The sequence below is a fragment of the Sphingobium sp. LB126 genome (assembly GCF_002795205.1).
Classification (GTDB): domain Bacteria; phylum Pseudomonadota; class Alphaproteobacteria; order Sphingomonadales; family Sphingomonadaceae; genus Sphingobium; species Sphingobium chungbukense.
In genome coordinates this window covers 14076-28302 of record NZ_NETV01000003.1, presented here as the reverse complement: position 1 = coordinate 28302, position 14227 = coordinate 14076, and the positions used below count along the sequence as shown (strand labels likewise).

At 62.8% G+C, this 14227-nt stretch carries 12 protein-coding genes; 9 read left to right on the top strand and 3 right to left on the bottom strand.

Annotation, left to right across the window (positions count from 1 at the left end):
* The first annotated feature begins 266 nt into the window (after window positions 1–266).
* The 4 genes from CAF53_RS21550 to CAF53_RS21535 all read left to right on the top strand — a co-directional run bounded on the left by CAF53_RS21550 (window position 267) and on the right by CAF53_RS21535 (window position 5897).
* The gene (locus CAF53_RS21550; RefSeq protein WP_020819392.1) at window positions 267–1520 is read left to right on the top strand and encodes a DNA repair exonuclease; all 1254 of its coding nucleotides are present in this window, start codon (window positions 267–269) and stop codon (window positions 1518–1520) included.
* A 3-nt stretch (window positions 1521–1523) separates the two neighbouring features.
* Window positions 1524–4973 carry a YhaN family protein gene (locus CAF53_RS21545; protein WP_020819391.1) on the top strand — a complete coding sequence of 1150 codons (3450 nt, stop codon included), beginning with the start codon at window positions 1524–1526 and terminating at the stop codon, window positions 4971–4973.
* A 364-nt stretch (window positions 4974–5337) separates the two neighbouring features.
* Entirely contained in the window at window positions 5338–5607 is a 270-nt protein-coding gene (locus CAF53_RS21540) for a ribbon-helix-helix domain-containing protein (protein ID WP_020819389.1), read from the top strand.
* Window positions 5604–5897, top strand: a complete 294-nt coding sequence (locus CAF53_RS21535; protein ID WP_020819388.1) for a type II toxin-antitoxin system RelE/ParE family toxin — start codon at window positions 5604–5606, stop codon at window positions 5895–5897. Before CAF53_RS21540 ends, CAF53_RS21535 begins: the two co-directional genes overlap by 4 nt.
* 39 nt (window positions 5898–5936) lie before the next feature.
* Here the strand turns inward: CAF53_RS21535 and CAF53_RS21530 are convergent, their stop codons facing one another.
* Both CAF53_RS21530 and CAF53_RS21525 read right to left on the bottom strand, forming a co-directional pair.
* Window positions 5937–6380: a hypothetical protein gene (locus CAF53_RS21530; RefSeq protein ID WP_020819387.1), complete on the bottom strand. Its 444-nt coding sequence runs from the start codon at window positions 6378–6380 to the stop codon at window positions 5937–5939.
* Window positions 6377–7225: a toprim domain-containing protein gene (locus CAF53_RS21525; protein WP_066521295.1), complete on the bottom strand. Its 849-nt coding sequence runs from the start codon at window positions 7223–7225 to the stop codon at window positions 6377–6379. Before CAF53_RS21525 ends, CAF53_RS21530 begins: the two co-directional genes overlap by 4 nt.
* 171 nt (window positions 7226–7396) lie before the next feature.
* Here CAF53_RS21525 and CAF53_RS21520 point away from each other — a divergent pair, with 171 nt between their 5' ends.
* From CAF53_RS21520 to CAF53_RS21505, 4 genes are all read left to right on the top strand, one after another.
* The gene (locus tag CAF53_RS21520) at window positions 7397–7579 is read left to right on the top strand and encodes a hypothetical protein (protein ID WP_020819384.1); all 183 of its coding nucleotides are present in this window, start codon (window positions 7397–7399) and stop codon (window positions 7577–7579) included.
* A 207-nt stretch (window positions 7580–7786) separates the two neighbouring features.
* Window positions 7787–8983, top strand: coding sequence for an AAA family ATPase (locus tag CAF53_RS21515; protein ID WP_015460581.1), 1197 nt, complete (start codon window positions 7787–7789; stop codon window positions 8981–8983).
* Window positions 8980–10050: a ParB/RepB/Spo0J family partition protein gene (locus CAF53_RS21510; protein WP_025160828.1), complete on the top strand. Its 1071-nt coding sequence runs from the start codon at window positions 8980–8982 to the stop codon at window positions 10048–10050. Before CAF53_RS21515 ends, CAF53_RS21510 begins: the two co-directional genes overlap by 4 nt.
* Window positions 10051–10130: 80 nt before the next feature.
* On the top strand, window positions 10131–11261 hold the full coding sequence (locus CAF53_RS21505; RefSeq protein ID WP_020819382.1) for a replication initiator protein A: 1131 nt from the start codon (window positions 10131–10133) through the stop codon (window positions 11259–11261).
* Between the two features lie 1938 nt (window positions 11262–13199).
* Here the strand turns inward: CAF53_RS21505 and CAF53_RS28310 are convergent.
* Complete coding sequence (locus CAF53_RS28310) at window positions 13200–13664, bottom strand: hypothetical protein (RefSeq protein WP_242443564.1); 465 nt, start codon at window positions 13662–13664, stop codon at window positions 13200–13202.
* A gap of 153 nt (window positions 13665–13817) precedes the next feature.
* On the opposite strand from CAF53_RS28310, the gene CAF53_RS28305 reads away from it, so the two are divergent.
* The gene (locus CAF53_RS28305; RefSeq protein WP_226870530.1) at window positions 13818–14081 is read left to right on the top strand and encodes a hypothetical protein; all 264 of its coding nucleotides are present in this window, start codon (window positions 13818–13820) and stop codon (window positions 14079–14081) included.
* Window positions 14082–14227: the final 146 nt, after the last annotated feature.

Below are 14227 nucleotides of genomic sequence, written 5' to 3'. Positions count from 1 at the left end.
CGTGCAATTGGGATTATCCCGGAGTGTCGGTGGCGACAGGCACCGGCCAGCCGAGATGAAATCACTTGAGCTATGAGGGGGAGCGTTTCTTCCTCGCAAGAGTCGGGAAACTGGCGGAGGAACCCTGATTACAATACATGCGACTGTGCGGAACGCATGGCCAATAGCTCTGCGGCCATGTTGGGGGTGTTCTCCCATGGGGCACTACACAAACGGAGGATCGCGGTGACCCAGAGAATATCGCCGCTTTCGAGGGGGGAAGAGTTTTGAGCGATTTTCGTTTCCTGCATGCCGCCGACATTCATCTCGACAGCCCGCTCCATGGCCTGTCGAGATATGAAGGTCTGCCCGAGGACGACATAAGAGGAGCCACCCGCGCGGCTTTCGACAATCTGGTACAACGCGCCATCGACGAAGATGTCGATTTCGTCGTGATCGCTGGCGACCTCTTCGACGGTGAGTGGAAGGACATGAGCACCGGCCTCTATTTCGCCCGCGCCATGGGCCGCCTGGATCGGGCCGAAATCCCGGTGTTCCTTCTCGCCGGCAACCATGATGCCGCCTCCGTCATCACCCGCAGCATTCCCTGGCCGCCCAATGTCCGCCTGTTCAGCGCGCGCCGACCGGAAACCCATCTGCTTGCCGAGCTCCAGGTCGCGGTCCACGGACAGAGCTTCTCGACACCGGCTGTCACCGACAATCTCGTTCCGTCCTATCCCGCCGCTGCGGAGCATCACTTCAATATCGGGATGCTGCACACCGCGCTGGCAGGCCGGAAGGGCCACGCCGATTACGCGCCCTGCAGCCTGGATGATCTCAAAGCCAAGCAATACGACTACTGGGCGCTCGGCCATGTCCATCAACACGAGATCGTGTGCGAGGCGCCTCATGTCGTCTTCCCGGGCAACATCCAGGGTCGCACGATCCGCGAGACGGGCCCCAAGGGCGCGGTGATCGTCACCGTGGAGGATGGTCAGGTTTCCTCCATCGATCGATTGGATCTGGATGTGATCCGCTGGCTCGCGGTCGATATCGACTGTACCGACGTGCCGGCCGATAGCATTGCGGAACGCATGCGCTCGGCGCTTCTTGAAGCGTGGCAGCACGGCGGCGATGGATTGCCGCTCGTTACGCGGCTTGTGCTGACGGGCGAGACCGACAGCGCCGGCGCGCTCATCGACAGCGCCGCGGACCTGCGCGACGTCGCGCGCGCCGTGGCCGCTTCGATCTCGCCCAATCTCTTCATCGAGAAAGTGAAGCTGCTCGTGACGAAGCCCGCCGCCGCCGGTGAGGTGATTGTCGGCGACGATCTCGCTGCCTTGATCGATCGGGCCGCCACCGATCCTCAACTGCACGAACTGCTGGCCGCGGACCTTGCGCCCTTCCTGCTCGCGGCGCAGAGCCTGCTCCCCGATGCCGACGAAGCGGACCTTCGCCGCTATGCCGGCGACGGCAAGTGGGACGCGGTCATCGGAACCGCCGCCCAGGCGCTCCGCTCGCGTTTGACGAAGGGGGACTGAGCGATGCGGTTCGCCACCCTGTCACTCGAGCGTTATGGTCGTTTCGAGGATTGCGAGCTTTCCTTTCGCCAAGGCGAGCCCGATCTTCACGTGGTGTACGGCGCCAACGAAGCGGGAAAATCGACCTCGCTTGCGGCGGTCTCCGATCTGTTGTTCGGTTTCCCGGCACGGTCTCCCTACAACTTCGTCTACGACTACGCCCTGCTGCGCGTTGGGGCCGTGCTCGAGGACGAGGGGCACAGCTTCGCTTGTCGCCGCAAGAAGGGGACGGCCGGGACACTGATCGATGCCGAGGATCGTCTCCTCGACGAAGCTATGCTGCTCGCCATGCTGCGGGGGCAGACGCGCGAGACATTCGCACTCTCCTTCAGCCTCGACCAGGATGGCCTGCGAGCGGGCGGGCGGGCCATGGTCGAGGCCCGCAACGACCTGGGCCGAGCCCTCTTTGCCGCAGGCTCCGGGCTCACGGGTGTTGCGGACGAATTGGCTCGCCTCGAGAGCGAAGCCGATGCGATCTGGGGACAACGCGCCGCGGCGAGGCGGAGCTTCACGCAGGCCCAACGCGATTTCGAAGCGCAGACCCGAGCAGTCCGGGACCAGGCCCTCAAGCCGAAGGCTTGGCTCGATGCCAAAGGCGCGGTCGCGGACGCCCAGCAGATGCTCGAAGAGGTTCAGCGGCGGCGCGACGAAGTTCTTGCCGAGGTCAGCCGCCTCGAGCGCATCCGCCGGATTGCGCCTGCCGTCCGTCTTCGCAGCGACCATCTCGCGGCGCTTGCCGCCCACATGGATACGATTGATATCGGGCCGCAGCGCGAGCACGCCGCCGAAGCGGCAATGGCCGAGATGGAGGCCGCTTCGCGTGCAAGGGCCGCCGCGCAGAATCTGGTGAACGAAGCCCGGGCACAGATCGAGGCGCTTTCTCCTGATCCGTCGGTCCTCGCCCACGACGCCGAAATCGACGCGCTGATCGCTTCGTCGGGCGCGGTGACAAAGGGTCAACAGGACTTAGCGCGTCTGAGCGAGGAGCGATCCGCATCGGGAGGTCTTGTCGCCCGGCTCCGCGCCGAAGCCGGCGCGCTCGCCTCCGATCCCCCCACCCGGATCGTAAGTTCCAGACTGCGCGAAATCGCGCTCGGTCATGCCGAGGATCTCGCGGCGCTCCGGCAGATCGACGAGAGTGAGCAGGACCTGGCTGAAAGGCGTGTCGCGATCGAGCGGAAGATTGCGGATCGCCCCCAAACAGGAAATCTGACCGCGATCGTAACGGCGATCGACCTTGCCAGGACCCTCGGGGCCGATGCGGACGCGCGCTGCGAACTGGCGCAGCGCAAAGCCGACCGGGCCGCGGCCAGCCTGGACGTGGCGCTCGCTCGGCTCACGCCCTGGAGCGGGGACGCATCGGCCCTGGCCGCGCTTCCCAGACTGGCACGGCACGAAATCGAAGACGTGCGATCCGTCCTTGCCGAGGCCGAGACCGATCTGCAGCGGGCAACAGACGCCGCTTCGCGCGCCCGCGAAGAGGCCGAGGCGCTCTCGCTCGAAATGGAGCAGCTCTCGTCGGGCGCTGCGGTGGCTGACGAGGAGATCACCGCGGTTCGAAGCGAGCGCGACGCGTTCTGGCGACCGCTGCGCGCGCACATGCGGCAAGGCATGGCCCTCCCCTCCCCTGATGAAGCTGTCGATGCTTATGAGACGGCAGTCGCTCGAGCAGATGAACGCGGAGATGCCCGCTACGCCGCCGCCGACGAGTCGAGCCGTCTGACGGTCATGGGTCAACGCCGGACCAGGCTCCTTCTGGCCGCTGACCAGGCGGACACGCGCGCGCAGGCGGCAAGCGATCGTCGCGAAAGCGCGCTGACGGGCTGGGCACGAAAGTTGGCGGAGGCGGGCTTTCCGGCGTTGGAGCCCAATCGGTTCCTCGGTTGGGTGTCCGAGCGGGAAACGGCTGAAGCAGCACATCAGGAGGCAATCGATGCCCACGACGATGCCAGGGCGATCGTTGCGCGGCGCAATGAATTGCGTGCCAGCCTGGTCGCCGCCCTCGCAGACGAGTCGGTGCCCAAGGGAGAAGACCTCCTGCCGCTGCTCGCCTTCGCCACACGGATTCGGCAAGCCGGCGAGGCGGCCGCCGAGCAGCACAGACTCGACGAGGCCGCACTCGTACAAATCGGGCAGGATGCGGAAGGTCTGCAGCGCCGCCGCACGCGTGTCGATGAGAGTATGGCGACGCGGATGGAGGCCTGGCGCGCGCTGCTGGTCGAAGCGGACATCGATCTCGACATAGCCAGCGCTCCGGCAACTCTCGACGTCCTGGACGAGCTCAGAGCCGCGATTGCCGCGCAGCGAGACCTGCAGACACGCATCGACGGCATAGCGAGAGACGCGCGTGAACATGACGAAAGCGTTGCGGCCCTAACCGAAAGGCTGGGGATTGCCGCCTCGGGCGGCGGAGTGACGCTACTCGAAGGGATGCGGGCCCGGCTCTCGGCGGCGCGCTCGACCGCAAGCGTCCTGGAGGCACTCGAGGAAAGCATTGCCGGCCGAAGCGCTGAGATGGCGGCCGAAGACGCACGGCATGCTGCGGCCTGGGCTTCGCTGACCGCGCTTCTGGAGGAGACGGGCGCTACCGACCTGCAGGGCCTGGGTGCGGCCATCGAGCGTTCGCGAGCAGCGCGCGCCCTGCGCCACGCGGTCAGCGAAGCGGAAGCCGCGATCGTCGCGGCGGGCGACGGCAAGGGACTGGATGAGCTTGTCGCGTCCCTGGAAGACGTCGATGCTGACGGTCTGGCCGTCCGAATCCAGTCGCTCTCGGGGCAGCTGACCCAGCTCAACGATGAGGTTGCCACTGCCGCAAGCGCCCACGGCGATGCCAGGAGAGTCTTTGCCGGTCTGGAGGCGCAAAGCGGCTCGTCCGCCGACGCGGCCTCGGATGCCGAGCAGGCCCGGGCCGAGCTCGCTGTTCTTGCCGAAGATTTTATCCTGAAGCGAACCGAGGCCGTCACGCTACGCTGGGCGATTGAACAATATCGCGAGCGCCATCAGGATCCCATGCTGCTGCGCGCAAGCGAGATCTTCCGCCGGCTGACGATCGGGCGGTATGCGGCGCTGCGGATCGACAGCGACGGACCCAATTCACGGCTCCTGGGGTTGCGCGACGATGGCAGGACCGTGGTGGACGTCGGGGCGATGAGCGAGGGAACCACGGACCAGCTCTTTCTCGCGCTTCGCCTCGCAGCTGTCGAGCAATCCATCGCGGCCGGTGTTCGCCTGCCCTTCCTCGCGGACGACTTGTTCGTCAATTTCGACGATGAGCGTTCCGAGGCCGGTTTCAGGGTGCTGGCGGAACTCGCGCGATCGACGCAGGTGCTGTTCTTCACCCATCACCCCCATCTGGCGGCGATCGCCCGATCTGTCGTCGGCGAAGACCTTCACTCGGAATGCTCCCTGGCCTGAGACAGCCGAGCGACCTTCAGATCAAGCCGCCCTGGACTGGCTGTTCGAATCCGGAACGCGCTGCTCCGACACTCTTTCGGCGCTTTGTGTACGCAACCTGCAGCGGCACCTGTCCTCGTCCCATTCGATGCGCGCCAGCGAATATCGGTGCCGCTGGCAATTGCCCGACGGCTTCGATCTAAGGCCGCATGACGTGGCGGAGGCTGCGGAAATGCGGCAGCGGGTCAAGGACGCCTTGAAGGACGGCAAATAGCGGAGCGCGGCCTCCAGCGCCTTCGCCCGGTTCTCGACTCCACGGCTCCCCAACTTGCGTTTTCTCGTCAGTATGATTATATTTTAATCGGACTGATAACAGGTGATAAACATGGCGACCGAGACGAAGGTATTGACCGCGCATGTCCCTCTGGGGCTCGCGGAAAAGGTTGAAGCAATGGCCTCGCGACTCGAACGCTCGCGCGGCTGGGTGGTGAAGCAAGCGCTCGCCGCCTGGGTCGATCAGGAGGAGGAGCGTCACCGGATGACGCTCGAAGCCCTGGAGGATGTCGATGCCGGACGGGTGATCGACCACCAGGCGATCACGGCATGGGCCGACAGCCTTGGGACGGACAAGCCGCTACCCTCGCCGGTCAAATGAAGATCCAGTGGACCAGCAAGGCGTCGTCGGACCTTGTGCGACTGCACGAGCATCTGGGTCCGGTCGCCCCCGAAGCGGCGGCGCGCGTGGTCCAGCAACTCGCCCACGCACCGGATCGGCTGATCGATTATCCGAGGATCGGCGAGAAGCTGGAAGCCTATGAGCCGCGCGAGGTCCGCCGGATCATCGTCGGCAACTACGAGATGCGCTACGAGATCGCGGCCGGAACGATCTTCATACTGCGCCTCTGGCATTGCCGCGAAAACCGCAACTTCGAATCGGAGCAGTAGCGAGGATGCGATCGACCACCGCCGCAGTCGCTTCTATCCTCAGACCAGACCGAAATCCTGAAATTCAACCTGCCGCAGTCGGCCGGACAGCCATTTCAGAGTAGCTCTCACGGGTTCCGCCAGTCCCGGTTGACCGACGATGGCACCAGGAATGTGGTCGGCTTCGATCCGCTGAAAAACTTGCACTTCGGCTTCACGGTCGGTGGGAAAATGGGGTGCGAGGTCTCGCCTCTCCTCTTCGCCGCCAGCGAACCTCGGCTCGCTCACGCACAAAATCGAAACAGAGACGGCGTCTTTGTTTCCGTCCAATCGGCCGTAATCACTGGCGTATGCCAAATGATCGGCTGCTGCCAGATCGCGGCGCGGCCATAAGCCATGCTTCACGACCCCAGTGAGATTCGCAGCTTGGGTGAAATGCAGCAGGAACCGCACGTCGCGGTCCAGGGCGATCGAGCGGATATGCGTCCTGCGGGCCTCGTTCATCGCAATGATCCCATAGACGCCTCCAATACCTCCGCCCAGTCTTTGACGCCGCGCGGCGCCATCCACGTTATCTCAAGACCGGGCCGAGCATATCGCAACGCCGCGCGTGCCGCCGCCAGTTCACCTTCGGCGTCATTGTCGACGGCGAGGATCAAGGATGTCAGACCTTGCGGCAGCAGGATCTGATCGAGACGCCGTGCACCCAAGCTCGCCCAGCAGGGAGCTCCTTGAATGAGGGTGAAGGCCCGCGCGGTTTCGAAGCCCTCGGCAAGCGCCAGGCAAGAAGCCGCCCGCCCTCCCCCTTGCCATGCCCCCTGCCCTGGCCGCCCCAGCATGAGCTTCATGCGGTACTTGCCGGTTTCCCGGTCGAGGAAGATGCGCTGGATGGCAGTCAGTCGCCGCCCTTCGCGCACGGCCACGAGCAAGGCGGGATGGAACGTGGTCCAGGGCTTGGGACGATAAGGACAGCGTGGATGAAATCGGAGATCATCGGTAGGCGGCTCGAGATGCCGCAGCGTCAGGTAACGCTCAGCGAGAGTGCCCGGGATCGGAAGCCCCTCCTCCCAGAGCCGTGCGGCATTGCCCGAAGCGCGCGCGGGCATGTCCCGGTAGGAGTAGTGTTGCCGGATCGGTATCCGGCGCAATTCGCGCAGGACATCTTCGCGATCACAACCGGCAAAGCAAGTGACAAGAATACCGCGATCGCCCTGACGGATCGAGAGGCTTGGTGTGCTATCAGCATGCGCCGGGCACAGGCACATGGCGGTGCGGCCATGCCAGGTGCCACCGAGAGCACCTACGAGATCGATGAGTTCCTGGGATGGTCGTCGGGCTGTAAGCGGCATGGCATTCCTCCTGCTTGCATGCCCCTGCCCCTCTCCCTCTTTCTCCCGGCCATCAGATCGCGGTCTATCTGTGCTCCGGGCTGCGTGCGCGGATCGAGGAAGCGCGAATAGCCACCGGGGTGCACGGCCGGTTTGCGGATGGGATTTCCTGCGAGCGGAATGAATGCCTCGATGGCGGTGGGCCTTGTCGCCGCCTATTCGAGCGCCAGGAGAACATCGTCAGCGGCAGTTCTGGCCCTGTCCGATTCGTGGACCACCGCCAACTCGGATGCCGCCGGGAAGGAATTTGAGTTCCATTCTCGAAGCGGCGACAAGACCGATCTATGCTTGCCGCCAATTCTGGCGATCACTTGATTCGCATGGAAACCGGAGCTTGTCCGTTCGCCCGGAATGATCCCGGACTCTCCATCTGAGAGCAGCGTTGTCCTTGCATGATGGCGCCAGCTGCTACCAATTTGACTAACCACCATCCTTTTGGCATAGCTGTCCGGGATAAGGGGTCTTTTTTCGACCTTTTTCACGAACCAAGGCCAATTTGGGTTGAGAAGGGGGACAACGCCCATGCTGTCGGGTCAGATTCTCGATGCGATGATCACCTCGTGCGAGAATGCAAAAACCGTTCTGCGGCAAGCGGCGATAGATCCATCCGACAGGAAAACCCTCAATATTTCAATGGGGGCCTCGGTCGCCGCGGAGTTTCTGGGGAGGACGCCCGAAGCCCTGTCCAAGGCGGAAGCGCGTGGACGCCTTCCTGCGCCGAAGACGTCCGCCAACGGGCGCAGATATTACACGGTCGAGGATTTGATCGCGATTCGCGAAGCGCTCGGTATCAAGATGGGCAAATTGCCGTCCGAGCGAGCGGTCGTCGTGGCCGTGCAGAATTTCAAGGGCGGTGTCAGCAAATCGACCACGGGCAAGCACCTTGCCGATTATCTTGCCCTGCGGGGTTACCGGGTTCTTGTCGTGGACTGCGATCCCCAGGCTTCGATGAGCGTGATGTTCGACGTCAATCTCGAGGCCTTGGTCGACGAGACCCATACGCTGTCGAATTTCCTGTCGCCGCGCATCGACGAAGCGGATTCGCTGCGCAAGACGATCCAGAAGACAGCCTGGCCCAATATCGACATCTGCCCGGCGAACCTCGGCCTGCAGGACACCGAATGGGAACTGACCGCGACGATCGAGGAAGGACCGACAGCGATCGCGGGCGCGTTCCGCATGCTGCGGATCGGACTGGAGGAAGTTCGTCACGACTATGACGTCGTCATTCTCGACCCTCCCCCGGCCATGGGGTTTCTCGGCGTGAACACGCTGACTGCGGCCGATGGCCTGTTGATCCCCGTCCCTGCCCGGCAGCTCGACTATCTGTCGACCATTCATTTCATGCAGACCTGCCGCGAGGCGATGGATCTCGTCTCCAAGTTCGACACGTCGATCGACTATGGCTTCATTCGGGTCGTCTGCACGATGTTCCAGCCCAGTCGCACGAACGAGGCGCAGATGCTCCAGGTCATGGAGAAGACCTACGCCGGACAAATGCTCTCGACACCGATTCTGCTCTCGGAAGAGATCAAGAATGCGGGACTTTCGATGTCTTCGATTTACGAGATCAACAAACCCTACGGCTCGCATCAGACCTATGTTCGCTGCCGCGACAATCTCAACATGGTCTTCCGCGAGGTAGAGAAAGACATCTGCAAGCAGTGGCCATCGCGGATGGCGCAGCTTGGCACCGATCGGTTGACGGAGGCCGCATGAGCAGCGCGGGGGGCAGACGGCGGAGTCTCTTGGCGAACGCCATCGAAAGCATCGGCACGACACCGCCCCCGACACGCGCGGCCGATGGTCCCGTCGCCGGGGATCACGCGGATCGAGAAAAGCCCGCCGAAGAACCGGCGACACCGTCCTTCCTCGAACGGCGCGGGGTTGCGTTCGATGAGATCGCGCGCACCGTCAAGCGCCTCACCATTCGCCTGAAGCCGTCGGAATGCTCGATCTGGCCAGGCAATGCGCGCGACTATGCGGCGCTTAGCTATGACCGCTGCGCCTCCCTGATTGAATCGATCAGGGAGGAAGGAACCAATCGCGAACCGGTGGTCGTCAGGCGAACCCCCAATGCCGAACAGCCCTATGAGCTGATCGTCGGCACACGTCGTCATTTTTCGATCTCCTGGCTCCATGCGAACAACCATAGCGAGATCGAACTCGTAGCCCGGATCGAAACGCTCGATGACGAAGGCGCCTTCCGTCTCGCGGACCTGGAAAACCGGGAGCGCGAGGACGTCACCGATCTCGAGCGGGCCCGAAATTATCGGCACGCGGTGGAAGCCTATTATAAGGGCGTCAGGGCGCAGATGGCCGAGCGCCTGGCGATCCCCAAGCAGAATCTTCACAATCTGCTGCAACTCGCCGAACTCCCCGACGAGGTGGTGAGCGCATTTGCGGAACCAGGCGACCTGAAGGTCCGTCACGGCATGCGCCTGTCGCCGCTCATCAAGGATGAGCGCTATCGCGACGCCATTCTCGGTGAGGCGGCCATAATCGCCGCCGAGCAGAAAGAGCTGCTGGCCGCCGGCGCGGAAAAGATCGAGGGCAGCAAAGTCTGCGAACGCCTGGCCGCGGCCGTGACACCTTCCAGGCCTGCGCCTTCGCCAAAGGCGAAGCCGGCTCTGACGGCAGCTTCGGGCAAGGAGATCGGACAAGTTCTCGCCGATACCAAGGCGAAGGGCATCACGATCAACATCAATCCAAAAGGCCGCGCATCGGTCGATGAGATTCTGGACGCACTGCGTCCGGTCATCGAGAGCGCGAGATTTGCGCGATAATGAGAATCCACAATAAATCTTTTATTTTCAAATCGTTATGATGGAGTAAAACGCGTTTTACGCGTGTTGCAGGACATGAGATGCCACAGGACTACCGCGAAGACGGTCAAGTAGACCTCTTTCTGCCGCAACTGACGGCACTGCCGCTTCGCGACCAGCGCGAAACGATGGAACGCCCATTCTTTTCCCTGTCCAAGCGCAAGCGCCTGAAGCCGATCGACTATGTCAGTCCGGACCGAAAAGTTACCGTCCATGTTTCGGCCAACTCGGAATATGGCCTCGCCACGATCTACGATCTCGACATCCTGATCTACTGCGCCTCGGTGCTCATCGAACATAAGCGCCGCGGTGCGAACGACATTCCGCAAACCTTGAACGTCGTGCCCTACGACATGCTCAGGACACTCAAACGCGAGGTCGGCGGCCGAGCCTATGACTTGCTGGGCAATGCGCTTGACCGTCTGCAGTCAACCACGGTGAAGACCAATATCCGCTCGGGCGACGCTGTCGAAACCACTTTCTCCTGGATCGACAGCTACAGTCAGCTCAAGGACCGCACGGGCAACGTGCGAGGTATGCGCATCACCCTCGCCAAGTGGTTTTACGACGGCGTGCTGATGGAAGGCGGCGTCCTCGCGATCGATCCCGCCTATTTCTCGCTCACCGGGGGGAGAGAACGCTGGCTGTACCGGGTTGCGCGCAAGCACGCCGGCGGCGCCGGAACGGACGGCTTCGCGATCTCCATGCCGACGCTGTTCGAAAAATCGGGCGCGGAAGGTGACTATCGTCGCTTCAAATTCGAGATGACCAAGATCGTCCGGGAAAACGCGCTGCCGGGTTACGCGCTCGAACTGGAATTGCGCGCAGAGGCCGAACCGTTCCTGCGCATGGTCAGGCGCAACCTCACGAGCGAACCCGGAGCCCCCTCCCCTGCCCTGGTCCAGACTGCACCCACGCCTGGCCGGGCTACTCCTTCCGCACAAGACAAGGCGATCGACGAACCGCCGATCGCCTTCCCGGAATATGGACATATCGCCCATAGCGCCTTTGGCGCCATCGCACGGGCCAACCTGCCCGAACCGCAGCGTGACCACGGCATGGTCGCCGACGACTTTCGGTCATTCCTGAGGCAGCGCGAAATCGCATACGACGCCAGGAACATCACGCAGATCTTCGCAACATTCTGTTCGAAGCAACGCGCGGCGCTGTAGCGCGCTACAGCGCCGCTTCGAACAGCGCGGCCTTTCAGGAACAACCTTCCGCTACCCGAGTTGCGCATAGTTCTTGCGTTCCTGAAGTACCGACGGACAAGGGCCGGCAGTTGCGCGGCCCCTCCCCACCGAGCACCCCGTCCTACCGGGACGCTATCCCATAGAATATGAGATCTCAGCCATGACGCGGGGCTCAGCGGCCGGGCGTTGCCGCCATTATTTTCGCCTATTACGCTGTGCGGGCCGAAGTCACAGCCACCTTGGCCAAGCCGTTACGTCCTTCCGGGCCAGGCTCGGGCATCGATCATCCCACCAGTTGACCGGCGCCGGGTACATCAGGAACGCGGACACCCTTTCGATCATCGCACGTCGTTTCCAAGCAACCAGGATATAAGCCGGATAAAGCAGATGGCGGGTCAATCTCGTGCCGGCGCTTCCTGGAACGAGAGGGAAGGGAAGGGGGGAACGCTGCGATCGTTCATCGAGATCGGCTCCGCGGCAATCGATCAGGCGTTCCTGAAATACCGTGCGGAGGAAAACTCCGCCGCCTCGGTCCGCCATGGCAGACGAGATCAAACGGCCGAGCCCAATAGGCGGCCGTTCCCAAAGTACCGCGCCATCGACGTGTATTCACGCCTCGCCAGGCCCGGAGATGATGGCCCGGCGACCGCCGTTTCAAGCGCCCGGCAGCCAGTCATTGAAGTTCAAACCAGAGCGAAACTCCGCTCCAGAGGCTGGCCGCCTGTCTCGATCGGCCCTTCGTTCCTAATATACCGTGGGAGAGTCGGGAGGCCTTGCCGATTTCCCGGCCAGCAAGTGCCCGAGTGTCATGATCGCGGCTACAAGAGTGGCTATCAACTGTGTCCGCCTGTGTCGTCAGGAAGCTCAAAACTCCGGGAAATCAGGGATGTAGCATCGAGTAAAACGCGTTTTACCGCCCTTTCCGCCCCGATCTCCAATGACCCGCCCACACGGTATTTCAGGAACGGCGCACGGTACATTGGGAACCGAATCACGGTCCAATGGGAACACCGCACAGGGTATTTCAGGAACGGTCAGACGGTATTACGGGAACGCGCTGAATTCCCCGACTCGTGATGAATCCATGAGTCGCGTCCGGCGCATCCACAGCCTAACTTTCTATCTTTATTTCTAAAGGAATTAACGGCGCCTGCGGCGCTTCTCCCTTTCTTTGAAAAGATTGAAGGGGGAGGGGACGCCATCGGCAAGCACCGAACACAATGACAAGGCCCAGTGCCCGATCTCGCACGAGCATAGAGCATCCAGAGGATGGCGTTCAACATCCGCTGCCGAACCGTGCATCGCCCGCCTCCCGATCAATCAGCGCGACAACACTCGACGATGCGCACTCGAAGCTGGTCCCATCATCTTGGCTACCCTGCCTTGATTCCCGCGGACGATGGCGGACGAGATCCCGGTTCACCTCATCCTGTCGCCTGACCTACCTCATCACCGGGTCTGCCTCGACGCCTTCGAAAGAATCGAATGTCGGCGAGCCCAGATCGAAGTCCAAACTCTCGAGGGCCTGTTGGAAGCCTGGATCTACCTCGATGCTGAACGTCTGCCATCGAACGGGCATCCAGCTGGCGTAGCGCTCACGCGACATCACCTCGTTCGATCAGCTTGTGAAATGTTAGGGTACATACCGCCGAAGCCAGGGTGCTTCATATCCAGCGCACCCCTCAAAATCGGAACAAACCGAGAAATAGTCCTAAAACGCCGCCAGAGCCTTACCAGGCGCTTTTGGGCCTTCTGGCATCCACGGCCTCATGAATAGCGTCAAATCGCTCTGTGCGGGCGTCTGGCTGGGCCGTATTTTGGGCCAGTTGTCACAAGTTTGTGATCAAAATCAGAGCGCACATGATTGTGAACCCCACTTGCTCCCACCGCAAATTCGCATTTGATTCGCAACACCTGTCATGGCGACGAAAGCTTTGGCCCGCGCGCGCTTGTAAGCAGCTTGTCGATGGCGGCCATTTCCTGATCAAATGCATCGAAAGCCACGGTGAGGTCGCGGCTCGCGGGCAGGGGAGGGGGCTCCTTCGCCGGACGGCCGCGCTTCGGTGCTGCATAACCGAATTCGACCGCAAGGTCCGGTGGCAGAAACAGCCGCCAGCTGCGCCGCTGGGTAATCTCGACCAGAAGATCCGCGGCGACGGCCCGCTCCAGCAGCTTGCTCGCTCCGGCGACGCTGAGGGCCAGCGCATCGGCAACTCCCTGGGGCGATAGCAGCGGGCGATGATGCGTGAGCGCGAGCAGCCGGGGGAGGGCGCCCGGACGGAACGCTTCGACGATCGCGCGTTGGGCGTTGCGATGAAATTTCTCCAGATCGTGAAGCCGTTCCAGACCCTCGCGCGCCGATCGTTCGAGCGCCCGCAACACCGCCAGCCAATCATCGGCGTCGGGTTTGCGCTTCAGCCGGAACGCCTTGGCGCCGCCGGCGAGGCAGGGGAGGGTGCTCGCGGAGAGGCCGCTATCGCGTAGCGCGAACGGCAGGCCGAGCCAGGGCAGGATGCCGCCATCCGCCAGCGCGTGTTGGCGGACCTGATCGAGCGCGCGGACGAGGGCAGGGTGCTGCGTGGCAACCGCCGGCGCGCTGATGGCGGTGGGCAGCGTATCGCGCCAGGCGAGCGGGTCGGGATCGGCGAGCGCCGCGGCCCACGCATCGAAGCGGTCGAACAGGTCGAGGGTGGTCGAGCGCAGCGGCCGGCCGGGGATCTGGAGCCCGCAACCCCAGGAAAATACGTCGATTTCGTCGACCTCGGCCGATTGCAGTTGCAGCGCCCGCGCATAGCCTGACCAGGTAGCCCGCCGGTTCCATGCCGAGGCGGCGGAACTGACGGAAATTCGGGCATCCAGGTGTCAGCGGACAAAGTAGACTGCATTTTGCTGTTTCATCGTCAAATCAAAAGGTTATAGCGACGATACTGCAAGCAATTCTGTCT